Source organism: Pseudomonas hygromyciniae (genome assembly GCF_016925675.1).
GTDB classification, from domain to species: Bacteria; Pseudomonadota; Gammaproteobacteria; order Pseudomonadales; family Pseudomonadaceae; genus Aquipseudomonas; species Aquipseudomonas hygromyciniae.
The window spans coordinates 1,920,344-1,941,303 of the sequence record NZ_CP070506.1 but is presented as its reverse complement, the minus strand read 5'-3'; the positions used below and the strand labels follow the sequence as shown (position 1 = coordinate 1,941,303).

The following is a 20,960-nucleotide window of genomic DNA, read 5'->3' as shown; positions in this document are numbered from 1 at the left end:
GCCTACACCAGTTTTTGCAACTGCGCCGTCGTATCCACCGCACCCATGGTCTGGGCCGCCACCAGGGCGGTCGCCCCTTGAGCATCCGTGGCCTTGGGGTTGGCCCCGACGCTGATCAGGTACTCGACCATCTCGGTACGGTTGAACATCGCCGCCATCATCAGCGCCGTGCGGCCATCGGCAGAGGCACCGTCTACCGGAGTGCCAGCTTCGATCATTGCCGTGACCACCGCCAGGTTGCCCTTGAATGCCGCACCGGCAATCGGTAATTGATTCTTATCGTTGGCGATCTGCGGGTCGGCCTTGAACTCCAGCAGCACTTTCACCGCCTCGGCATGCCCGTGATAGGCGGACAACATCAACAAGGTATCGCCATTGTGATTGCGCAGATTGACCGGCAAACCTTTGGCCAGCAGCGCGGCCAGCATGGCGGCATCGCCCCGGCGGGCCACGTCGAAGACCTGCTCGGCAAATTCGGCGGCTTCTTCTTCGGTCATTTGTTTGGCTTGATCTGACATCTGCGGCTCCCTATGGGGTGTGGCGTAAGGCCGTCAGTTTCCCGAGCAGCGCCACGCCTGTCACCCCTTTTTTGCCGAAGGCAGCAATAGTCAGGCTCTATCACGTGCCGTCAGTAGCGATATTTTCCGCCCTGAATATCCGCCAGCACCTGCTCGGTCACAGGCACATAGCCATCCGTGCCTGGCAGCCAGGCATAGAGTGGATCATCACCCACCCTGGCCGGGTCGAACGCCTCCTCCTTGAGCCGCACCTTTTGGTACTTGAAGGTGCCAGTGGTTTCCATCTTGACCTTGATCCGCAGGAACAGCGGCACCGCATAGGTCGGCATCTGGCTCAGGGCGAACTGCAGCAAAGCCTGCATATCCAGAGTTGCGAGGGATTCGGATGGGGTAATCGCCGCCATCCCGGCGCGGCCGTTGGTGTTGGCGATTTCCACGCCGTAGGCCACCGCCTCGGTGATCTGCGGGTGCTGCATAAAGATGTTTTCGACCTCGGTGGTGGAGACGTTCTCGCCCTTCCAGCGATAGGTGTCGCCCAGACGGTCGACGAACTGCGCATGGCCAAAGCCGATGCTGCGCAGCAGATCGCCGGTGTTGAAATAGCGATCGCCCTTTTCGAACACATCGCTCAACACCACCTTGCGGTTCTTTTCCGGGTCGGTGTAACCATCGAACGGTGCCTTGTCGTCGATCCTGGCCAGCAGCAGGCCCTGCCCGCCCTTCTGCACTTCACGCATAAAGCCATTGCTGCCACGGATCGGTTCGCAGGTGTCGTGGGCGTAGTCCACCAGTGCCCAATGCATCAGGGAAAAGCCGATGGTGTTGTCGAAATTCAGCACGTTGGTGAAGCCGATATTGCCGTCGCTGGCCGCGTACAGTTCGCAGATATGATCGACCCCAAAGCGCTCCTTGAACGGCCCCCACACCCCTGGGCGCAAGCCGTTGCCGATCATCTTCACCACGCGATTGTCGCGGTCGCGCGGGCTTGGCGGCTGGTCGATCAGGTAGCGGCACAACTCACCGACATATCCCAGGGTGGTTGCGTTGAATTTGCGCACATCGTCCCAGAACTGGCTGGCGCTGAACTTGCGGCGGATGGCAAACCCTGACGCACCGGCAATTGCCGAGCCCCAGCACACGCAAAGCCCGGTGGCGTGGTACAGCGGCAGGGTGCAATAGACGACATCCTCCGGGCCCATGTCCAGGGCGATGGTGCCGAAGCTGGCCGAGGATTTCATCCAGCGGCCATGCTTGAAAATGCCAGCCTTGGGCAAACCGGTGGTGCCGGAGGTGTAGATATAGAAGCATGGGTCGTTGAAGTAGATCTGTTGGCTGCTGGCCGGGTTGTCCGGCGAGCAGTCCGCGCTGGCCGCCATCAGGTCGATATAGCCAGCAGGCACCGGCGCCGCCTGTTGCTCGGCAACGTACCAGGTACGCTGAGGATCAATCGCCACCTGCCCGCGCACGGCGTCGTAGGCTTGGACCAGTTCAGCGCCGACCACAATCGCCACCGGGTCTACCAGGGTCAGGCTGTGGACCAGCACCGCCTGGGTTTGCGCGGTGTTGAGCATGGCGCAGATGCCGCCGACCTTGGCCACCGCCAGCACGGTCAGCAGCAGTTCGGGACGGTTTTCAATAAACAGCGCGACCACATCCCCCTTGCCAATGCCCTGGGCCTGCAGGTGATGGGCGATGCGGTTGGCGTGCTGGTTGGCCTGGCGATAACTGAGCACCTGATCGCCGTACAGCAGCGCCGCGCCCTCGGGGTTGCGCTGGGTGGCCTGTTCGAAGGTCCAGCCCAATCCGCAGGGTTGGTCGGGGTCAGTGATATTGGCGACGCGGATACCACGCACCAGGCGTGGCAGGGCCCTGACAATGGTCGGCACCTTGCGCAACATCATGCCGAGGGTAATCATCTCGCTGTTCGGATTGCTCATGTACAGAAGTCCTTTTTCTTATTATTCGTAGAGTCTGCGGGCCTTCATGGGGTGTAGGACCGCTCCTGAATGCCTTGCAGGAAAATACGCCAGCCATTCCTTGGCTGTACACGCGGGATTTGCAATGTTTTGTATCCCACATCGAGGCGGTGCCCAGCACCGTTCGTCACCGGCCAATAGCGCAAAATGCAGGATGCACGATGGCCATTCATGCATATTGCACGAATCCGAAAAATTCAGTTTTTTATATGATATTGATTTATAAGGATTTTTTACAAAAACCAATACTGGCACAATCACTGCACCTATCACTCCATGCCGCACAACACGAGCCAATGGAGCCGATAGACATGAGCCTGATCCAAGACAAATTCGCTTCTGTATTCTCCAACTACGACGTCACCACTCAAGCGCGTCCTGATGGTGGGATCCTGCTGACCCTGCGCAACACTGAGGGCAAGCAGATCAAACGCTCGATCTCGTACCAGCAGCTGCACACTGCCGACCAATTGACCTGGGTCATCAGCGCCATCCGTCGTGACCTGGCAGAACAGGCCAGCGAGCTGCCGCAGATTTCGATGCTGCAAAGCCAGCACCGCTTTGCCCTGCCAACCTACCACTCGGCCTGAATACCGATTTGTTTTACTGGGCCGTGAAGCTGTCAGGCTTCACGGCCTTTTTTTATCTGCACAAACCGCGCTTGATCGCCTCGCTCACCGCCTGGACACGGTTATTGACGTGCAACTTGCCGTAGATATTGCGCAGATGAAATTTCACCGTAGCTTGTGAGACACAACGGATCCGGCTGATTTCCCATACGGTCTTGCCCTGCGTGGCCCAACGCAGTATTTCCAGTTCCTTGGCAGTCAGCGGCTTATTCGGCAACGCCAGTTGTGCGCCACCCGCCCTGTCGCTGGACGCCTGTTCACCGGCCTCGTGTGCCGCGGGCGCCACGGATAGGGTCGACTCCTCTGGGCTGCTCATGCATACCTCTCCGTCTCTTATTGAATTGCACTGCCAATATTCGGACTCCTCCTATTGACAGATAAATGCACAGCGACGGGAGAGTTACATAAAGCCTGGAATTAACACATCGACCCACAGACAAATAGCTGGAACTTACAAACTATAGAGCCCATTCCCACAAACTTATCCAACTTCGGAGTATTGAATAAGTTTGTGGAAAGTGAACTAAGATCAATCATCCAGCCCGGGGAAAGCCTGGGCGATGTCCCTGCCGGTTACTTGCGCCACAGCCCCAGACGCCGTCTTGAACAGACTGATGGCGACCACCCGCGGCTCTTCACCCAGGTCAAACCAACGCGGCATGCCGGCCGGAATGCGCAGCAGGTCATGTTTTTCGCAGAGCACCGTGTAGACGTAATCGCCAATATGCAGGCCGAGCAGCCCTCGCCCGGCGGCGAATAGGCGGATTTCGTCGGCATCATGGCGATATTCATCGCGCAAACGCCCAGCAACGGCATCCTTTTGCGGATGCTCGCGGTTCACACTTAACACCTCGACTTGCGCGTAGCCCTCTGCGGTCATCCAGCTGTCGATTTGCCCCTGGTACGCCGCCGTCACCTCGGCCGCGCTGGTACCGGCCTCGACGCGGGTGCTCGCCTGCCAGCGCTCGAAGCCCACGCCCTGCTCGGCCAGGGTCGAGGCAATATCGTCAGCGTGGGTCAGGACCTTGTTCGGGGTGTCCGGGGTGGCAACGTGATAAACGAAGAGAATGCTCATAAAAGGGGTCCTTGGGCGGTAAGAGTCTGCAGATGATGGGCCGGGCTCACGGCCGTTCCTCGGGCAAGCGCAGCGCCATGACCAACGCGGCGGCCAGGGCCGCGAGGCTGGCGATACTGAAGGTCAGGGTCGGCCCCAGCTGGTTCCAGCTATAACCGGAATACAAGGCGCCCAGCGCGCCACCGCTGCCGGCCAGCGCCGCATACAGGGCCTGGCCCTGGCCTTGCTGGCGTGCACCGAAGCTGCGCTGCACAAACTGGATGGCCGCCGCATGAAAGCTGCCAAAGGTCGCGGCATGCAGCAATTGGGCAAATAGCAGCACCCACAGGAATTCGGCGAACGAACCCAGTAACAACCAGCGCAACGCCGCCAACAGAAAACTGGCCACCAGCACCCGCCGTACCGAGAAGCGCGTGAGAATCTGGCTCATGGCCATGAACATCAACACTTCCGCCACCACGCCCAGGGCCCACAACAGGCCGATCATGCCACGGCTGTAACCGAGGTTTTCCAGGTGTAGGGTGAGAAAGGTGTAGTACGGGCCATGGCTCATTTGCATCAAGGCGACACAGGCATAGAACGCCAGCACCCCAGGGCTGCGCAATTGCCGCAGGAAGCCGTCGCCAGCCTCGCGATCGCCGGTGGCGGCCGGCTGGGCATTGGGCACCCACCAACTGGCACCGATGATCCCGGCCATGATCAACACGATTGCCGCCGGGTAGATGTCCAGGCTCAGGGCTTCAAACAGCCGACCCAGGGCGACTACGGCGAGGATAAACCCCACGGAGCCCCACAGGCGGACTTGGCTGTAGCGTGAGGTCTGGCCCCGCAGGTGCGCCAGGGTGATGACCTCGAACTGCGGCAGCACCGCATGCCAGAAGAACGCATGCAGGGCCATCACCAGCGCCAGCCAGGCGTAGCTCTGGCTGACGAAGATCAGCGAGAAACTCAGCAGCGTGCATACCGCGCCAAAGCGCACGATGGCCAGGCGCCGACCGGTGTAGTCCCCCAGCCAGCCCCAGATATTGGGTGCCACACAGCGCATCAGCATCGGGATCGCTACCAGTTCGCCAATGCGCGCGCTGGAGAATCCCAGATGATGGAAGTACAGCGCCAGGAATGGCGCCGTCGCCCCCAGCAGGGCGAAATAGAACAGATAGAAGCTGGAAAGTCGCCAGTACGGGAGTGCTGTCACGGTCAGACCGTCACAGCTGGCCCAGCACCGGGGTACTCACGCGCACATCGGCATTCTGCCCACGATGGCGCAGCAGGTGGTCCATCAGCACAATGGCCATCATTGCCTCGGCAATCGGCGTGGCGCGGATGCCGACGCAAGGGTCATGGCGGCCCTTGGTGATCACGTCCACCGGGTTGCCATGCACATCGATGGAACGGCCCGGCGTGGTAATGCTCGATGTCGGCTTGAGTGCCAGGTGCGCCACGATCGGCTGGCCGGAGGAGATGCCCCCAAGAATGCCCCCAGCGTTGTTGCTGACAAAGCCTCCGGGGGTCAGCTCATCGCGATGCTCGGTGCCACGCTGGGCTACGCAGGCGAAACCGGCGCCGATTTCCACACCCTTGACCGCGTTGATGCTCATCAGCGCGTGGGCCAGTTCGGCGTCCAGGCGGTCGAAGATCGGCTCGCCCAGGCCCGGCATCACGCCTTCGGCGACCACGGTGATCTTGGCGCCTACCGAATCCTGGTCACGGCGCAACTGGTCCATATAGGCTTCCAGTTCCGGCACCTTGTCCGGGTCGGGGCTGAAGAAAGCGTTGTCTTGCACGCTGTCCCAGGTCTTGAACGGGATTTCGATCGGGCCCAACTGGCTCATGTAGCCACGGATCACGATGCCCTGGGTCGCCAGGTACTTCTTGGCGATGGCCCCGGCGGCTACGCGCATCGCGGTTTCCCGCGCCGAACTGCGGCCACCGCCACGGTAGTCGCGCTCACCGTATTTATGGTGGTAGGTGTAGTCGGCATGGGCCGGGCGGAACAGATCCTTGATCGCCGAATAGTCCTTGGACTTCTGGTCGGTGTTGCGGATCAACAGGCCGATGGCGCACCCGGTGGTGCGGCCCTCGAACACGCCGGAGAGGATTTCGACTTCGTCGGGCTCCTGGCGCTGGGTGGTGTGGCGGCTGGTGCCGGGCTTGCGGCGGTCGAGGTCGCGCTGCAGGTCGTCCAGGGACAGCTCAAGGCCGGGCGGGCAGCCGTCGACAATGGCGACCAACGCCGGACCATGGCTTTCGCCTGCGGTGGTGACAGTGAACAGCTTGCCGTAGGTATTGCCGGACATGCAGAGCGCTCCGTGAAATCAGTTGAATCAACTCAACCGTGATAACTAAGCGCGCCAGTATACGCAGGCTCACCCAGTAGTTCATCCTCGAAACCTTCCCGGTAGACGTTGGTCCAACCGGCACCTTCCTCATGATGGCGCGATGATGCTGCGAGTTTTACTGTTTACCCTCACCCTGATCTGCACCGCCGCCCACGCCGCCGCACCTGTGGTGCTGCAACGCCCCATCAGCCTGGACACCGGCAGCGGCGAGTTGTTTGGCTCGTTACTACTCCCCCAATCTGACAAACCCGTGCCCGTGGTGCTGATCATTGCCGGCTCCGGCCCCACCGATCGCAACGGCAACAGTGCTGAAGGGGCGCGCAATGACAGCCTCAAACGCCTGGCCTGGGTCCTGGCCCGCCATAACATTGCCAGCGTGCGCTACGACAAACGCGGCGTGGCCGCCAGCCTCAAGGCTACGCCCGATGAGCGCAATCTGACGCTGGACGCCTATGTGGCCGACGCGGTGGCCTGGGGCAAATCCCTCAAGGCCGATCCGCGCTTCGGGCCCCTGGTGGTACTGGGCCACAGTGAAGGCGCCTTGGTCGCAGCCCTCGCCGCCCCTGAGCTCGACCCCGCCGGGGTGGTTTCCCTGTCCGGCAGTGCCCGCCCGGTGGACCAGGTGATCCGCCAGCAACTGGCCGATCACCTGCCACCGGCTCTGCTGCTGCGAAGTAACCAGATCCTCGACCGACTCAAGGCCGGCCAGGTGGATGGCGATGTGCCCGGCCCGCTGCAAAGTATTTTCCGCCCCAGCGTGCAGCCTTACCTGATCAGCCTGTTTCGTGCAGATCCTGCGGCGGCGTTCGCCCGCCTGAACATGCCGGCCCTGATTGTCCAGGGCACCACCGACCTGCAAGTGGGGGTGGCCGATGCCGAAAAGCTCAAGCAGGCCAAGCCCGACGCCGAGTTGGCGGTGATTCCCGGCATGAACCACGTCATGCGCATCGTACCCAACGATGTGAAGCAACAACTGAGTTCCTACAACAATCCACAATTGCCCCTCGCCGATGCGCTGGGCAGGCGTCTGGTTGGCTTTATCGACGGACTTCGCCCCCGATAACCCACTATTCACCCTCCAGTCCTGGAACAAACGGCCGATAAGCACAAGGTCGACAGCAAAAAGCCTGTCGACTTGCTGGGCTTGGACAGGATCGCGCCGAATGACGAACACCGAAGCAGTACCGGAATCTCCCGCCGAGAGCACCGCCGAAACCGAAACGGCGGCTGCTCTGCCGTGGGCGGAGGTTGAGGCCGAACACTTCAAGATGCTGCGCCTGGCGCCCTTGGCCACTGACCGCGCCACCGGCGCCCGGCCATTGCGTTTTGTGCAGTTTGGCTATGCCGAACGCAACAACAAGGACCACAGCCTGCTGCGCATGGTCATCCAACTGCCTGGCCAACGGGTGCGGCACGAACAGAATCGCCTGGATGTGTGGGTCGACCACGCCACCCACCGCGTGCATTTTGGCCCGGGCAACAGCCTGGAAATCGAACCGGCAAACCGGGGCCTCGGCCGTTTCCTGGTAGCCCAGGGCGCCGCGTGGGCAAAGAAGAAGTGGTCGCACTATCGCGTCGACGGCGTGGACCTGGCGAACAAGGACGCGCTGAACGAAGCCACTCGCCTGCGCCGCGATCACTTTTTGCGGATCCAGGGCTTTGATGTGGCCTACGCCGATGTGCAGCACCTCAAAGGGCACGTGCAGCCGGGCAAGGTCAGCGAAGTGCTGGACAGCTGGAACACCGAGAAGGTGCAGTTCGTGGAAATCCTGGAAGCGGCGCAGATGCTGCAACAGGCCGAGCAGAACCTGGCGGAACAGGAAGTGAAACTGCGTCACGAAGAAGAAAAGGTCATCAAGTTCAAGCGCGAAGACAGCGGCTTGCGCTTCACCATCACCTGCCTGGTAGCATTTACCGTGTTCCAGGCGGGGCTATTGATCTGGATCGCGACGCACCGCTGACAACACGCTGTAACTGAAGAATCCAAATCAAATGTAGGAGCTGGCTTGCCTGCGATGGCATCAACTCGGTGTAGCTGATACACCGAGTCGTCTGCATCGCAGGCAAGCCAGCTCCCACATGGACCAGGCTAAACCCTGGCGGCAAACACCGCCTGATGCGCCCGGCACTGCTCCGCCGTGAGCATGAACACGCCATGGCCACCATTCTGGAACTCCAGCCAGGCAAAATCCACTTCCGGGTACAGCGCCTCAACGTGCACCTGGCTGTTGCCCACCTCGACAATCAACAAACCCTTCTCGGTCAGATGATCGGCCGCCTCGGCCAACATCCGCCGCACCAGGTTCAAGCCATCGTCACCGCAGGCCAGGCCCAGCTCAGGTTCGTGCTGGTATTCATCGGGCATGTCGGCAAAGTCTTCGGCATCGACGTATGGCGGGTTGGACACAATCAGGTCAAAGCGCTGGCCGGGCAGACCGTCGAAACCATCACCCTGCACGGTGTACACGCGCTCGTCGGCACCATGGCGCTCGATGTTCTGGTTAGCCACTTCCAGCGCTTCGAAGGACAAGTCCCCCAGCACCACTTCGGCGTCCTGGAACTCGTAGGCGCAGGCGATGCCGATACAACCGGAGCCGGTGCACAGGTCGAGGATGCGCGCCGGAGGCTGGGCCAGCCAGGGTTCGAAGCGGTTTTCGATCAGTTCACCAATCGGTGAGCGCGGGATCAACACGCGCTCGTCGACGATAAACGACATGCCGCAGAACCAGGCTTCCTTCAACAGGTAAGCGGTGGGCACGCGCTCGTGGATACGGCGATGCAGCAGACGCTGTACGTGGGAAATCTCTTCTTCTTCGAGGTTGCAGTCCAGATAGCTGTCGGCAATTTCCCAAGGCAGGTGCAGCGCACCCAACACCAATTGCCGGGCTTCGTCCCAGGCATTGTCGGTACCATGGCCAAAAAACAGGTCTTCCCCATGGAAACGGCTGACGGCCCAACGGATGTGGTCGCGCAAGGTGCGCAGGCGGGAAGTGATCACGGGGCAAGCTCCAGGAAAAAACGACTGGCAATTCTAACAGCCTTAAGCTGTACGGACGATGTATGAAAAACCTCTGCGCCATGTCAGTTTCAACCTGATTCAAGGTTTTTCTGTTACACAGCAGTCCCTCTTGACAAGGCTGTAGGCCAACAACGGCGCACCTTACGTTAGTAGCGATTCACAGAACCGCTCAGCCAGAGGACAATGTCGCAAAAGCCCCACTCACAGGAGCCCCAGAATGTCCGTTCCAAAGACGATGTTTCAACTCAGCGGTCGCGGTTACGCACCGGCCAATTTGAGCCACGCGACCCTTGTGATCATCGATGCCCAGAAAGAATATTTGAGCGGCCCGCTCGCCCTGTCGGGCATGGACGCCGCCGTAGAAAACATCAAGCAACTGAGCGCTGCCGCACGCAAGGCCGGGCGGCCCATCGTGCATGTGCGCCACCTGGGCACCGTGGGCGGCCTGTTCGACCCCCAGGGCGAGCGCGGCGAATTTATTCCCGGCCTGGAACCCCAGGGCGACGAAACCATCATTGGCAAGCTGCTGCCCAGCGCTTTCCACGGTACAGACCTGGAAAAAACCCTGCAGAACCTGGGCTCCCTGGACTTGATCGTCTGCGGTTTCATGAGCCACTCCAGCGTCAGCACCACCGTGCGCGCGGCGAAGAACCTGGGCTTTCGCTGCACCCTGGTGGAAGACGCCTGCGCTACCCGCGACCTGCCTTACAAGGGCGGTATCCTCAGCGCCGAGCATGTCCAGCAGACGGAAATGGCCATCATGGCCGACAACTTCGCCACCCTTGCCCTGACCCAAGATCTGATCTGATCACCCTGTTGATGAGCGGCGCGGCCACCGCAACGGCCCCGCTCATCCGCTAAAGCCTGTCATTTACCGCAATTGCCTCCCAGCCCGGAACAAGTTGTTTATCTTCCGGTCGAAGGGCCGATACCCTGGAGGAAAGGTCGGAATGAAGATATCCGATGGTTTTGACGCTCGTCGCTTGCGCCCCAAGGGCCCGAGCAACTGGCGTCTGCGCCTGGGCGTGGCATTTGCCGCGCTGTTGGCGTTGTGTGGCTTGCTGCTTTCGTTGGCCGGCGCTGCCGGTCTGCTCGGTCACTCGCCAGCGCTGGGCGAACTCAATGCCAGCCCCGGCGGTGCGGGCGTGCTGTTAGGCAGCGGGCTGTTGATCCTGTGGCTGGGCGTCTGGCTGTGGCGCCGTTGCCGGCGCCGTATGCGCCAGCCACTGTCGCTGAACATCGCCTCGCACCTGATGAAAAAGCACGATTAAGGGAACACTGATAGCGTTTTGTCCCGCATCAACCGCCTCGATTTGGGTAAACTGCCCGCCCCGCGCGGAGGCTGACATGCAAGACGACGATTTTTCCCTATTCAAGAACGAGCTGCGCGGCGTCAAGCCGATCAAGCATGATCGCGCCGATACCGGCAAACCCAAGACCGACCGCGCGCAGATCGCCAAGCTGCGCCAGGCGGCCACGGTGCGCACTGACGCCACCACGGTGGACGGCCTATCGGACCAGTTCGTGATTGACGTCGGCCCCGAGGACGAGTTGATGTGGTCCCGCGACGGGGTCCAGGAAAGCCAGGTGCGCAAGCTCAAGGCCGGCCAGATCCCCTTCGAAGGCAGCCTCGACCTGCATGGCATGACCGTGGAAAAGGCCCGGGAAACCCTTTGGGCGTTCCTTGCCGAAGCCACCCAGTTCGAAATCCGCTGCGTACGTGTGACCCACGGCAAGGCCGTGCGCCTGGACGGCAAGCGCCCGATGATCAAGAGTCACGTCAATACCTGGCTGCGCCAACATACCCAAGTGCTCGGGTTCACCTCCTGCCAACCGCGCCATGGTGGCGCCGGTGCGGTGTATGTGATGCTCAAGCGCACGATGCTTGAAGGCCGTGACGAGTGAATGACTTGGGAAAGGTTCATCTGTGGCGAGGGGGCTCGTCCCCCGTTGGGCTGCGAAGCAGCACCAATCTATAAGGCCCACTGCGCTTTATCAGATACACCGAGGCGCCAGGTTTTGGGGCCGCTTCGCAGCCCAACGGGGGACGAGCCCCCTCGCCACGAATGCAAACCCCGCATTCCAGGGAATTACACCTCTCGGCATACCTACGCTACTATGTGCACCAATCACTGGCGACGCTGCACGACCGCTCGCTGGCGTACCGCTTCACATTGGTACAGGCATACACCGTACCGTTCTGAAACCCATACGGAAACAGTCCTGTGACATTGGAACAAAACTACACCGCAATCCTCGGCCAACTCGGCGAGGACGTCTCCCGCGAGGGCCTGCTCGACACGCCAAAACGTGCCGCCAAGGCCATGCAGTACCTTTGCCGCGGCTATGAGCAAACACTCGAAGAGGTCACCAACGGTGCCCTGTTCAGCTCCGACAACAGCGAAATGGTGCTGGTCAAGGACATCGAGTTGTACTCGCTGTGCGAACACCACCTGCTGCCGTTCATCGGCAAGGCCCATGTCGCCTATATCCCCAGCGGCAAGGTCCTGGGCCTGTCGAAGGTCGCGCGGATCGTCGATATGTATGCCCGCCGCCTGCAGATCCAGGAAAACCTCAGCCGCCAGATCGCCGAAGCGGTCCAGCAGGTGACCGGTGCCCTGGGCGTTGCGGTGGTGATCGAGGCCAAGCACATGTGCATGATGATGCGCGGTGTGGAAAAACAGAATTCGTCGATGATCACGTCGGTGATGCTGGGTGAGTTCCGCGAAAACGCGGCAACCCGCAGTGAGTTTCTCAGCCTGATCAAGTAACAGGCTGCGTCAGAAAAAACCGGCATTCATCGCCGGTTTTTTTTCGCCTGTGGAAATCAGGTAAGCTGCCGCCCCTTCTGTCATGGGCAAGAGGTTTCAGCCATGTTCGTCAAAGCACTTCGAGTAGGCCTCGGCCACGTCATCATCGCGGGCGACTTCCTTACCCGTCCACGCAAAAAGCAGCGCCCTGCCGAACAACAGGCGCAGGTCAATCAAGCGGCCAAGGGCCTGACCCTGTACCAATTCCACGCCTGCCCGTTCTGCGTGAAGACCCGCCGCACCCTGCACCGCCTGAATGTACCGGTGGCGCTCAAGGACGCGAAGAACAACGAGCAGGACCGCCAGGCATTGCTTACCCAAGGCGGCAAGATCAAGGTGCCGTGCCTGCGTATCGAAGAGAATGGCCAGACCACCTGGATGTATGACTCCAAGGTGATCATCGATTACCTGGACAAGCGCTTCGCCGCGGTCTGACAGAAAACGCGGTCAACATGTGGGAGCGGGCTTGCTCGCGAATGCGGTGTGTCAGTCAATTATTCATCAACTGACCCTACGCTTTCGCGAGCAAGCCCGCACACATTTAGGTCGCGCCTATCAGTCGAGCATCGGCACGTGCCGGGGATGGCTGGCCACGCGTGCAAGCCAGGCTTGTACGGCCGGATAGGGGCTCAGCTCAAAGCCACCCTCATGGGCCACATGGGTGTAGGCATACAGCGCAATATCGGCAATCGAATATTGGTCGCCCACCAGGTACGGCGTGGCTTGCAGCTGTTTTTCCATGACCCTCAAGGCCTTGTAGCCGCCTTTATGGGTGGTTTTGTATTCCTCCAACCGATCCTCCGGCAGCCCCAGGTAAAGCAGGATAAACCGCGCCACCGCGATGTACGGCTCATGACTGTATTGTTCGAAAAACTGCCACTGCAACACCTGGGTCCGCAGGCGCGGCTCGGTGGGCAGGAACTCGCTGCCGTCGGCGAGGAAGTTGAGGATCGCGTTGGACTCCCACAGGCAGGTGCCGTCTTCGAGCTCCAGTACCGGGATCTTGCCGTTGGGGTTCTTCGCCAGGAACTCGGCGGTCTGTGTGTCGCCGTTCAAGATGTCGACATTGACCCACTCATACGCGATGCCGAGCAGGTTGAGCATCAACTTGACCTTGTAGCAGTTGCCCGAACGGTAATCGCCATAAACCTTGTACATGAAGCTCCCCTTATGCCGCTTGCGCGCGCTGTGCTTGACGGATCACCGCCGCGAGACGCTTGAGACCTTCGTCCAGGCGTGCCGGGTCGATGTGGCTGAAGTTGAGCCGCAGGTGCCCGTGGTGCTGGTCTGGCTCGGAAAAGAACGGTTCACCAGGCATGAACGCCACGTCCTGGTCGAGCGCTGGTGCCAACAAGGTGCGGGTATCCAGGGGCTGTTTCAAGGTCAGCCAGAAGAATAATCCACCCTGGGGCACTTGCCAGTCGGCCAGTTCATCGAAGTGGCGCGTCAATGCCGCCTGGAACCCATCGCGACGCTCACGGTAAAAACTGCGCAGTTGCACCAGGTGTTGCTGGTAGCGCTCGGTGCCGATCCACTGCATGGCTTGCCATTGGCCGACGCGGTTGGTGTGCAGGTCCGCCGACTGCTTGAGCTTGAGCAGGTGGGGGAACAGATCGGGGCTGGCGATCAGGTAGCCAACCCGCAGGCCCGGGAGCAGGGTTTTCGAGACGGTGCCGGTGTAGATCCAACTGGCCTTGCGCAGACGGCTGACAATCGGCCGGGCGCTGCCGCCATCAAAGGTCATCTCGCGGTAGGGCTCGTCTTCGATCAGGGTCACGCCGAATTCATCGAGCAGCGCCGCCACGGCATCGCGCTTGGCTTCGCTGTAGCGCACCGCCGACGGGTTCTGGAAGGTGGGGATCAGGTAGATGAACGCCGGGCGATGGCGTTCCAGATTGCTGCGCAGCGCCGTCAGGTCCGGGCCGTCGGCTTCCAGCTCCACGGTCAGGCAATCGGCGCCGAACAGTTGAAAGATCTGCAGGGCGGCCAGGTAGGTCGGGCCTTCCAGCAGGATCTGCGTGCCTTGGTCGATGTACAACTTGGCTGCCAGGTCCAGGGTTTGCTGCGAACCACTGACCACCAGGACCTGGCTGGCCTCGCAAGCCACCCCCAGCGACCGCGCCTCGGCGGCCAGCAACTCGCGCAATTGCGGCTCGCCCTCGCTCATGCCGTATTGGCCCATGGCCGGCGGCATGCCTTGCCAATCCAGCGTCGGCAACATGGCTTCGGCGGGCAGGCCACCGGCAAATGACATCACCTGCGGGCGCTGGGCCGCCGCGAGGATCTCACGGATCAAGGAGCTTTTAAGGCGCGAAACACGTTCAGAGAAAGCCATAGGGTCACCGGTAGCAAAGCCTGGGGAAAATACGTCAAACTGGTTGACCGAAATTACGACGCCCAAGGTAGATACGTCAATATGCTTGACCTTAAAAACCAAACCTCGCAGCAAGCCGCCATGGAAGCGTTCTTCTTCGGCTACCAGGCCTTTACCGCCAAAGCCGATGCAATGCTGGAGCGTCGGGGCTTGAGCCGGGTGCATCAACGCATCGTGTTTTTTATCGCCCGCTACCCCGCCTTGAGCGTCAAGCAACTGCTGGAGCTGTTGGGGGTGAGCAAGCAGGCGCTGAACATGCCGCTGCGCCAATTGCAGGAAATGCAGCTGGTCGACAGCGTTGCCTCGGACGCTGACAAACGTAAGCGCCTGTTGCACTTGACCGAGGAAGGCCAGCGCTTCGAACAGTCCTTGCGCCGCGAGCAAGTCAAGCTGCTGCAGCACGCCTTTGCCGAGGCCGGTGAAGAAGCGGTGAAGGGTTGGCTGGCGGTGAACAAAGCCCTGACCCTACTTTGAAATTGGCCTTTCATCTTTTTTGCACACATAATCGCAAACATTATTTGCTTTCTTTGTATACAAAAGCATAATTCGCTTCGTGCGAGTTCCTGACCTACTGGTCAACAAAGCCCGCTGGTACCTCAAAGCGCCGCTGCCCACTCATGTGTCCGGCGCTGGAAATAACAATAAAACTCTTGAGGAGTACTTGCTGTGGAAAGCCATAAATCCGACGCCCCGACCCTGGACCTCAGTCCGCCCCACCTTTCGACCACAAAGCAGGGCTGGCTGGAACGCCTGTTCAAACTCAGCTTGCATGGCACCACAGTGAAGACCGAATTGATCGCCGGCCTCACGACGTTCATCACCATGGCCTACATCATCTTCGTCAACCCCAACATCATGGCCGACGCCGGTATCGACCACGGCGCCGCGTTTGTCGCGACCTGTATCGCTGCGGCCCTCGGTTGCCTGTTGATGGGCCTGTACGCCAACTGGCCAGTCGGCCTGGCGCCAGGCATGGGCTTGAATGCGTTCTTTACCTACACCGTGGTCGGCACCATGGGCTACACCTGGGAGACCGCGCTGGGCGCGGTGTTTATCTCCGGCGTGTTGTTCATGATCCTGACGCTGTCGCGCATCCGCGAATGGCTGCTCAACAGCATTCCGGTAAGCCTGCGCCACGCCATGGGCGCCGGGGTGGGCCTGTTCCTGGGGGTGATCGGCCTGAAAACCGCCGGCATCATCGTTGCCAGCCCCGCCACCCTGATCAAGCTCGGCTCCCTGCATGAACCGGCCCCGCTGTTGGCAGCCGTGTGCTTCCTGCTGATCGCGATCCTCAGTTACCACCGGGTATTCGGCGCGATCCTGATCAGCATCATTGCCGTCACCCTGGCCGGCTGGGGCCTGGGCCTGGTGCATTACCAGGGCATTGTTGCCGCCCCGCCGAGCCTGGCGCCGACCTGGATGGCGATGGACGTGATGGGCGTGTTCAACGTCAGCATGATCAGCGTGGTATTCGCCTTCCTGTTTGTGCACATGTTCGACACCGCCGGCACCCTGATGGGCGTCGCCCAGCGCGCTGGCCTGGTAAAGGCCGACGGCAAGATCGAAAACCTGTCGAGGGCCTTGAAAGCCGACAGTGCTTCCAGCGTGTTTGGCGCGGTGGTCGGTGTACCGCCCGTGACCAGTTATGTAGAAAGCGCGGCGGGCGTGGCGGCTGGTGGGCGCACAGGGCTTACGGCTGTAACCGTGGGCGTGCTGTTTGTGGCGGCGATGTTTTTCGCCCCGCTGGCGGGCATGATTCCTGCGTATGCCACAGCCGGCGCGCTGATTTATGTGGCGATGCTAATGATGAGCGGCATGGCACACATCGAGTGGGACGACGCCACCGACAGCATTCCGGCGATTGTCACGGCAATCATGATGCCCCTGACCTTCTCGGTCGCCGATGGCATCGCCCTGGGCTTTATCACTTACGTGGCCCTCAAGACCGGCACGGGCAAGTACAAGCAGATTTCCATCAGCCTGTGGGTGCTGTGCGCGATTTTCATCGCCAAGTTTGTCTTCCTGTAACGCGGAAGCTGGCGAAAACCGCCTCACCTTCGGGTGGGGCTTTTGCATGTATGGAGGAATGTAATGAGCGTGGAAACCTGGCTGCTGTTCAGCGGCGCTGCTTTGATCGTGATTCTGATTCCGGGGCCGCTGTCGCTGCTGATGATCAGCAACAGCCTGAACTACGGCCTGCGCCGTTCGTACCCGGCGTTTCTTGGCGGGGTGTTTGCCTCGATCTGCCTGTTGAGCGCCTCGGCCCTGGGCCTGGGGGCCTTGTTGCTGGCGTCGGAGCAGTTGTTCAGCGCCTTGAAGATCGTCGGTGCGCTGTACCTGTTCTACCTTGCGTGGCAGAGCTGGCAGCAATCGCGCCTGCCGTCCCAGGGCGCCGTGGTGCCGGACGCAGCACCCGTGCCGCGCTTTCGCGCCCTGTTTGGCCGGGCCTTTGTGCTGGGCGCCAGCAACCCCAAGGACATCCTGTTTTTCGCCGCCTTCCTGCCGCAGTTTCTCAGCAGCCAGCAGCCGTTCCTGCCGCAACTGCTGATCATGATCGCCACCTGGACCGTGCTGGACCTGCTGTGCAAGCTGGCCTACGGCCTGGGTGCCCACGGCGCCGCACGCTACCTGCGCACCGGCAAGGGCCAGAGCTGGTTCAACCGCTTCAGCGCCGGGCTGTTTGGCAGCGCCGGAGCGGCGTCGCTGCTCAGGGGCTAGTGAAACCCTAATGCCGCTGTACATTGTAGGAGCGAGCTTGTCTCCGGCCGGCGCTCCGACGAAGAACTTGAGAGCGCCACGTTTAACCAGAAAACGCGCGTTATCGTTGACGTTTTTCGTCGGAGCGCCGCCCGGAGACAAGCTCGCTCCTACAGTGGCCCTCCTTTATTGGCAGGCCAAAAAAAGCCCGCAGTGTGAGCGGGCGAAACCAACGAAGAGCATTTGGGGGTGTGAAGCGAGTGTGACGACTTAGCTACCGCGGTACGTGGAGTAGCTGTAGGGCGAAATCAGCAACGGCACATGGTAGTGATCCTGTTCGGCACTGATGCCAAAACGCAGCACTACCACATCGAGAAACGCCGGTTCCGGCAGTTGCACACCACGGGCGCGGTAGTAATCCCCGGCACTGAACTGCAACTGGTAGACGCCACTGCGGTAGTCGTCACCTTGCAGCAGTGGCGCGTCGCAACGGCCGTCGCTGTTGGTCAGGGCGCTGGCGACCAGCTCCAGTTGCGCGCCTTCGACGCGATACAGTTCAACTTTGATGGCGCTGCCTGGGCAGCCGTGGGCGGCGTCCAGTACGTGTGTAGTGAGTCGTCCCATGGATCGGAGCTCCCGTGTCATCGATTAATAAGAGGCCGCACCTTTGCGGGGCACTGAAAAAGCCGGCGATGGCTGATTAAGACACTTTTCAAAAAAATTGTACACAATAAATTCAACAACCCCCCTCTTCCCCAATAGGAGCTGGCTTGCCGGCGATGACGGTGTATCTGCGAGCAATGCGGCTATAGGAAGTTCGCTATCGCAGGCAAGCCCGCTCCTACAGTAAAGCGGTGCCGCAGGTTTTTGAGATTTAGTTGACCAGTCGGGCAAGTTTCTTGCAAGGATAGGCCGGTGCGACCGCCTGGAAAAAATGCAGAAATACAGGCTTACAAAGTGACCATTAAGTTGTATACAATCAGCCCATCGCTGTGACGCAACGGCCGCCACACCATCGATCACGAACAAGAAGGAAGACTGCAGTGAGCGCTGACTACCCACGCGACCTGATCGGTTACGGCAGTAACCCACCGCACCCTCACTGGCCGGGCAAGGCGCGTATCGCCCTGTCGTTCGTACTCAATTACGAAGAAGGCGGTGAGCGCAATATCCTGCACGGCGACAAAGAGTCGGAAGCCTTCCTCTCGGAAATGGTCTCGGCCCAGCCGCTGCAAGGCGCGCGCAACATGAGCATGGAGTCGCTGTACGAATACGGCAGCCGTGCCGGCGTGTGGCGCATCCTCAAGCTGTTCAAGGAATTTGACATTCCGCTGACCATCTTCGCCGTGGCCATGGCCGCCCAGCGTCACCCCGATGTAATCCGTGCAATGGTCGCCGCCGGTCACGAGATCTGCAGCCACGGCTACCGCTGGATCGACTACCAGTACATGGACGAGGCCCAGGAGCGCGAGCATATGCTCGAAGCCATCCGCATCCTTACCGAGCTGACCGGCGAGCGCCCACTGGGCTGGTACACCGGGCGCACCGGCCCGAATACGCGGCGGCTGGTGATGGAGGAAGGTGGCTTCCTGTACGACTGCGACACCTACGACGACGACCTGCCCTACTGGGAACCGAACAACCCGACTGGCAAAGCGCACCTGGTGATCCCCTACACCCTGGACACCAATGACATGCGCTTCACCCAGGTGCAGGGCTTCAACAAGGGCGACGACTTTTTCGAGTACCTCAAGGACGCGTTCGATGTGCTGTATGCCGAAGGTGCCGAGGCGCCGAAGATGCTGTCCATCGGCCTGCATTGCCGCCTGATCGGCCGCCCGGCGCGCCTGGCTGCACTCAAGCGTTTTATCGAATACGCCAAGGGCCATGACCAGGTGTGGTTCACCCGCCGCGTCGACATTGCCCGCCACTGGCACGACGTACACCCTTTCCAGGGAGCCGGCAAATGACTGCTTTCCAGACCTTGAAACCATCGGCCCTCAGCCGCGACGAATTCGTCGCAGCCTTCGCTGATATCTACGAACACTCGCCATGGGTGGCCGAAAAGGCCTTCGACCTGGGCCAGGACGCCTCGATCGATGAGATCGAAACCCTGCACCAGCGCATGAGCGATATCCTGCTCCGCGCCGATCACACCAGGCAACTGGCGCTGATCAACGCTCACCCGGACCTGGCCGGCAAAGCCGCCGTCCAGGGCCAACTGACCGAAGCCAGCACCAACGAACAAGCTGGCGCCGGTATTCACCAATGCACGGCCGAAGAGTTTTCTCGCTTCACCGAGCTGAACGACGCCTACAAGGCCAAGTTCAAGTTTCCCTTCATCATGGCGGTAAAAGGCAGCAACCGGCATCAGATCCTCGCCGCGTTTGAAACGCGCATCCACAACCCGGTCGAAACCGAGTTCAAGTGCGCACTGGCAGAGATCAACAAGATTGCGTTGTTCCGTTTATTGACCCTCTAGACACCATCCCCAGCCACTCTATCTAAGGCAGACAAGAAGAATGAAAGCGCAACCCCTACCCTTCGAGAAGTTCGTCAACCTGGCCGACGCCCGTCTGGGCACCAAGATCATCTCGGTGACCGATGACTGGTTCGCTGACGCCAACCGACTGTTCCAGCCGACCCCGGCCGTATGGAAGGAGGGCGTTTTCGATGATAACGGCAAGTGGATGGACGGCTGGGAGTCACGCCGCAAGCGCTTCGAAGGCTTCGACAGCGCGGTGATCCGCTTGGGCGTACCGGGCACGATCAAGGGCGTGGACATCGACACTTCATTCTTTACCGGCAACTTCCCGCCGTCGGCATCCCTGGAAGGCTGCTTCCTGGCCGAAGGCGAACCGACTGAAAACACCCAGTGGGTCGAAGTGCTGTCTGCCGTGGAGTTGCAGGGCAATAGCCATCATCTGCACGAAATCAATAACGACCAGGCGTTCAGCCACCTGCGCTTCAACATCTTCCCCGATGGTGGCGTAGCGCGTCTGCGGGTGTATGGCATTCCGTTCCGCGACTGGTCGGCCGTGGGCGACAACGAACAAGTGGACCTGGCCTCCTCCCTCAATGGCGGCCGCGCACTGGCCTGCTCCGACGAACACTTCGGGCGCATGGGCAACATCCTCAACCCGGGCCGTGGCATCAACATGGGCGATGGCTGGGAAACCGCGCGTCGTCGCACACCTGGCAATGACTGGGTGATCGTCGCGCTGGGGCATGCCGGCGAGGTCGAGAAGGTAGTGGTCGACACCCTGCACTTCAAGGGCAACTACCCCGACACTTGCTCGATCCAGGCCGCGTTCGTCAAGGGCGGTACCGACAGCCAGATCGAGACCCAGTCGCTGTTCTGGCGTGAACTTTTGCCCGCGCAGAAGCTGGAAATGCACGCCGAACACACCTTTGCCGAGCAGATCAAGGCACTGGGCCCGATCACCCACATCCGCCTCAACGTATTCCCGGATGGTGGTGTAAGCCGCCTGCGGGTTTTCGGCAAGGTTTCGAAGTAAGCGGT

General features: G+C 60.7%; 24 protein-coding genes. 14 read left to right on the top strand and 10 right to left on the bottom strand.

What is annotated here, in order from left to right:
* Positions 1–2: 2 nt before the first annotated feature.
* Together JTY93_RS08670 and JTY93_RS08665 are read right to left on the bottom strand one after the other, a co-directional pair.
* On the bottom strand, positions 3–518 hold the full coding sequence (locus JTY93_RS08670; protein WP_205475506.1) for an ankyrin repeat domain-containing protein: 516 nt from the start codon (positions 516–518) through the stop codon (positions 3–5).
* A gap of 110 nt (positions 519–628) precedes the next feature.
* A complete protein-coding gene (locus JTY93_RS08665) occupies positions 629–2,455 on the bottom strand; it encodes a long-chain-acyl-CoA synthetase (protein WP_205475507.1) in 1,827 nt (608 codons plus the stop codon).
* A gap of 350 nt (positions 2,456–2,805) precedes the next feature.
* On the opposite strand from JTY93_RS08665, the gene JTY93_RS08660 reads away from it, so the two are divergent.
* Positions 2,806–3,084, top strand: a complete 279-nt coding sequence (locus JTY93_RS08660) for a DUF3509 domain-containing protein (RefSeq protein ID WP_029300345.1) — start codon at positions 2,806–2,808, stop codon at positions 3,082–3,084.
* 52 nt (positions 3,085–3,136) lie between these two features.
* On the opposite strand, the gene JTY93_RS08655 is transcribed toward JTY93_RS08660, so the two are convergent.
* The 4 genes from JTY93_RS08655 to aroC form a co-directional block, all read right to left on the bottom strand.
* A complete protein-coding gene (locus JTY93_RS08655; protein ID WP_205475508.1) occupies positions 3,137–3,439 on the bottom strand; it encodes a response regulator transcription factor in 303 nt (100 codons plus the stop codon).
* Positions 3,440–3,652: 213 nt separating this feature from the next.
* Entirely contained in the window at positions 3,653–4,198 is a 546-nt protein-coding gene (locus tag JTY93_RS08650; protein WP_205475509.1) for a 1,2-dihydroxy-3-keto-5-methylthiopentene dioxygenase, read from the bottom strand.
* A gap of 46 nt (positions 4,199–4,244) precedes the next feature.
* On the bottom strand, positions 4,245–5,393 hold the full coding sequence (locus JTY93_RS08645) for an MFS transporter (protein ID WP_205475510.1): 1,149 nt from the start codon (positions 5,391–5,393) through the stop codon (positions 4,245–4,247).
* Positions 5,394–5,403: 10 nt separating this feature from the next.
* Positions 5,404–6,495, bottom strand: a complete 1,092-nt coding sequence (gene aroC, locus JTY93_RS08640) for a chorismate synthase (protein ID WP_205475511.1) — start codon at positions 6,493–6,495, stop codon at positions 5,404–5,406.
* Positions 6,496–6,637: 142 nt separating this feature from the next.
* On the opposite strand from aroC, the gene JTY93_RS08635 reads away from it, so the two are divergent.
* Positions 6,638–7,600: an alpha/beta hydrolase gene (locus JTY93_RS08635; protein ID WP_205475512.1), complete on the top strand. Its 963-nt coding sequence runs from the start codon at positions 6,638–6,640 to the stop codon at positions 7,598–7,600.
* Positions 7,601–7,700: 100 nt separating this feature from the next.
* Positions 7,701–8,498 carry a hypothetical protein gene (locus tag JTY93_RS08630; RefSeq protein ID WP_205475513.1) on the top strand — a complete coding sequence of 266 codons (798 nt, stop codon included), beginning with the start codon at positions 7,701–7,703 and terminating at the stop codon, positions 8,496–8,498.
* A gap of 128 nt (positions 8,499–8,626) precedes the next feature.
* Here the strand turns inward: JTY93_RS08630 and prmB are convergent, their stop codons facing one another.
* Entirely contained in the window at positions 8,627–9,535 is a 909-nt protein-coding gene (gene prmB / locus JTY93_RS08625) for a 50S ribosomal protein L3 N(5)-glutamine methyltransferase (protein ID WP_205475514.1), read from the bottom strand.
* 238 nt (positions 9,536–9,773) lie between these two features.
* Between prmB and JTY93_RS08620 the strand changes: the two genes are divergently transcribed.
* The 5 genes from JTY93_RS08620 to JTY93_RS08600 all read left to right on the top strand — a co-directional run bounded on the left by JTY93_RS08620 (position 9,774) and on the right by JTY93_RS08600 (position 12,801).
* A complete protein-coding gene (locus JTY93_RS08620; protein WP_169994112.1) occupies positions 9,774–10,364 on the top strand; it encodes a cysteine hydrolase family protein in 591 nt (196 codons plus the stop codon).
* A gap of 142 nt (positions 10,365–10,506) precedes the next feature.
* Positions 10,507–10,827, top strand: a complete 321-nt coding sequence (locus JTY93_RS08615) for a hypothetical protein (RefSeq protein ID WP_169994114.1) — start codon at positions 10,507–10,509, stop codon at positions 10,825–10,827.
* A gap of 76 nt (positions 10,828–10,903) precedes the next feature.
* A complete protein-coding gene (locus tag JTY93_RS08610) occupies positions 10,904–11,461 on the top strand; it encodes a Smr/MutS family protein (protein ID WP_205475515.1) in 558 nt (185 codons plus the stop codon).
* 320 nt (positions 11,462–11,781) lie between these two features.
* On the top strand, positions 11,782–12,327 hold the full coding sequence (gene folE, locus JTY93_RS08605) for a GTP cyclohydrolase I FolE (protein WP_169994120.1): 546 nt from the start codon (positions 11,782–11,784) through the stop codon (positions 12,325–12,327).
* 102 nt (positions 12,328–12,429) lie between these two features.
* Entirely contained in the window at positions 12,430–12,801 is a 372-nt protein-coding gene (locus JTY93_RS08600; RefSeq protein ID WP_205475516.1) for a glutathione S-transferase N-terminal domain-containing protein, read from the top strand.
* A gap of 120 nt (positions 12,802–12,921) precedes the next feature.
* Here the strand turns inward: JTY93_RS08600 and JTY93_RS08595 are convergent, their stop codons facing one another.
* Both JTY93_RS08595 and JTY93_RS08590 read right to left on the bottom strand, forming a co-directional pair.
* Positions 12,922–13,524: a glutathione S-transferase family protein gene (locus JTY93_RS08595; protein WP_205475517.1), complete on the bottom strand. Its 603-nt coding sequence runs from the start codon at positions 13,522–13,524 to the stop codon at positions 12,922–12,924.
* Positions 13,525–13,534: 10 nt separating this feature from the next.
* Positions 13,535–14,701, bottom strand: a complete 1,167-nt coding sequence (locus tag JTY93_RS08590; protein ID WP_205475518.1) for an aminotransferase-like domain-containing protein — start codon at positions 14,699–14,701, stop codon at positions 13,535–13,537.
* Between the two features lie 81 nt (positions 14,702–14,782).
* Here JTY93_RS08590 and JTY93_RS08585 point away from each other — a divergent pair, with 81 nt between their 5' ends.
* From JTY93_RS08585 to JTY93_RS08575, 3 genes are all read left to right on the top strand, one after another.
* Complete coding sequence (locus tag JTY93_RS08585; protein ID WP_205475519.1) at positions 14,783–15,214, top strand: MarR family winged helix-turn-helix transcriptional regulator; 432 nt, start codon at positions 14,783–14,785, stop codon at positions 15,212–15,214.
* Between the two features lie 222 nt (positions 15,215–15,436).
* On the top strand, positions 15,437–16,768 hold the full coding sequence (locus tag JTY93_RS08580; protein WP_240344122.1) for an NCS2 family permease: 1,332 nt from the start codon (positions 15,437–15,439) through the stop codon (positions 16,766–16,768).
* A 63-nt stretch (positions 16,769–16,831) separates the two neighbouring features.
* A complete protein-coding gene (locus JTY93_RS08575; RefSeq protein ID WP_032863245.1) occupies positions 16,832–17,458 on the top strand; it encodes a LysE family translocator in 627 nt (208 codons plus the stop codon).
* 249 nt (positions 17,459–17,707) lie between these two features.
* On the opposite strand, the gene uraH is transcribed toward JTY93_RS08575, so the two are convergent.
* The gene (gene uraH, locus JTY93_RS08570; RefSeq protein ID WP_092235056.1) at positions 17,708–18,061 is read right to left on the bottom strand and encodes a hydroxyisourate hydrolase; all 354 of its coding nucleotides are present in this window, start codon (positions 18,059–18,061) and stop codon (positions 17,708–17,710) included.
* A gap of 419 nt (positions 18,062–18,480) precedes the next feature.
* Here uraH and puuE point away from each other — a divergent pair, with 419 nt between their 5' ends.
* Genes puuE through alc form a run of 3 tightly spaced genes read left to right on the top strand, consistent with a single transcriptional unit; the run spans position 18,481 to position 20,955 of the window.
* Entirely contained in the window at positions 18,481–19,407 is a 927-nt protein-coding gene (puuE, locus tag JTY93_RS08565) for an allantoinase PuuE (protein WP_205475521.1), read from the top strand.
* Positions 19,404–19,919, top strand: coding sequence for a 2-oxo-4-hydroxy-4-carboxy-5-ureidoimidazoline decarboxylase (uraD, locus tag JTY93_RS08560; RefSeq protein WP_205475522.1), 516 nt, complete (start codon positions 19,404–19,406; stop codon positions 19,917–19,919). The genes puuE and uraD overlap by 4 nt, the downstream gene beginning before the upstream one ends.
* Positions 19,920–19,959: 40 nt before the next feature.
* On the top strand, positions 19,960–20,955 hold the full coding sequence (alc, locus tag JTY93_RS08555) for an allantoicase (RefSeq protein ID WP_205475523.1): 996 nt from the start codon (positions 19,960–19,962) through the stop codon (positions 20,953–20,955).
* Positions 20,956–20,960 lie beyond the last annotated feature (5 nt).

Coding starts and splice junctions, on each gene's coding strand:
- JTY93_RS08575 (WP_032863245.1), top strand. CDS start 16,832: ATGAGCGTGGAAACCTGGCTGCTGTTCAGCGGCGCTGCTTTGATCGTG.
- uraH (WP_092235056.1), bottom strand. CDS start 18,061: ATGGGACGACTCACTACACACGTACTGGACGCCGCCCACGGCTGCCCA.
- aroC (WP_205475511.1), bottom strand. CDS start 6,495: ATGTCCGGCAATACCTACGGCAAGCTGTTCACTGTCACCACCGCAGGC.
- JTY93_RS08620 (WP_169994112.1), top strand. CDS start 9,774: ATGTCCGTTCCAAAGACGATGTTTCAACTCAGCGGTCGCGGTTACGCA.
- JTY93_RS08660 (WP_029300345.1), top strand. CDS start 2,806: ATGAGCCTGATCCAAGACAAATTCGCTTCTGTATTCTCCAACTACGAC.
- JTY93_RS08610 (WP_205475515.1), top strand. CDS start 10,904: ATGCAAGACGACGATTTTTCCCTATTCAAGAACGAGCTGCGCGGCGTC.
- JTY93_RS08655 (WP_205475508.1), bottom strand. CDS start 3,439: ATGAGCAGCCCAGAGGAGTCGACCCTATCCGTGGCGCCCGCGGCACAC.
- JTY93_RS08595 (WP_205475517.1), bottom strand. CDS start 13,524: ATGTACAAGGTTTATGGCGATTACCGTTCGGGCAACTGCTACAAGGTC.
- JTY93_RS08670 (WP_205475506.1), bottom strand. CDS start 518: ATGTCAGATCAAGCCAAACAAATGACCGAAGAAGAAGCCGCCGAATTT.
- alc (WP_205475523.1), top strand. CDS start 19,960: ATGAAAGCGCAACCCCTACCCTTCGAGAAGTTCGTCAACCTGGCCGAC.
- JTY93_RS08600 (WP_205475516.1), top strand. CDS start 12,430: ATGTTCGTCAAAGCACTTCGAGTAGGCCTCGGCCACGTCATCATCGCG.
- JTY93_RS08585 (WP_205475519.1), top strand. CDS start 14,783: ATGCTTGACCTTAAAAACCAAACCTCGCAGCAAGCCGCCATGGAAGCG.
- JTY93_RS08630 (WP_205475513.1), top strand. CDS start 7,701: ATGACGAACACCGAAGCAGTACCGGAATCTCCCGCCGAGAGCACCGCC.
- JTY93_RS08590 (WP_205475518.1), bottom strand. CDS start 14,701: ATGGCTTTCTCTGAACGTGTTTCGCGCCTTAAAAGCTCCTTGATCCGT.
- uraD (WP_205475522.1), top strand. CDS start 19,404: ATGACTGCTTTCCAGACCTTGAAACCATCGGCCCTCAGCCGCGACGAA.
- JTY93_RS08635 (WP_205475512.1), top strand. CDS start 6,638: ATGATGCTGCGAGTTTTACTGTTTACCCTCACCCTGATCTGCACCGCC.
- JTY93_RS08650 (WP_205475509.1), bottom strand. CDS start 4,198: ATGAGCATTCTCTTCGTTTATCACGTTGCCACCCCGGACACCCCGAAC.
- JTY93_RS08615 (WP_169994114.1), top strand. CDS start 10,507: ATGAAGATATCCGATGGTTTTGACGCTCGTCGCTTGCGCCCCAAGGGC.
- JTY93_RS08665 (WP_205475507.1), bottom strand. CDS start 2,455: ATGAGCAATCCGAACAGCGAGATGATTACCCTCGGCATGATGTTGCGC.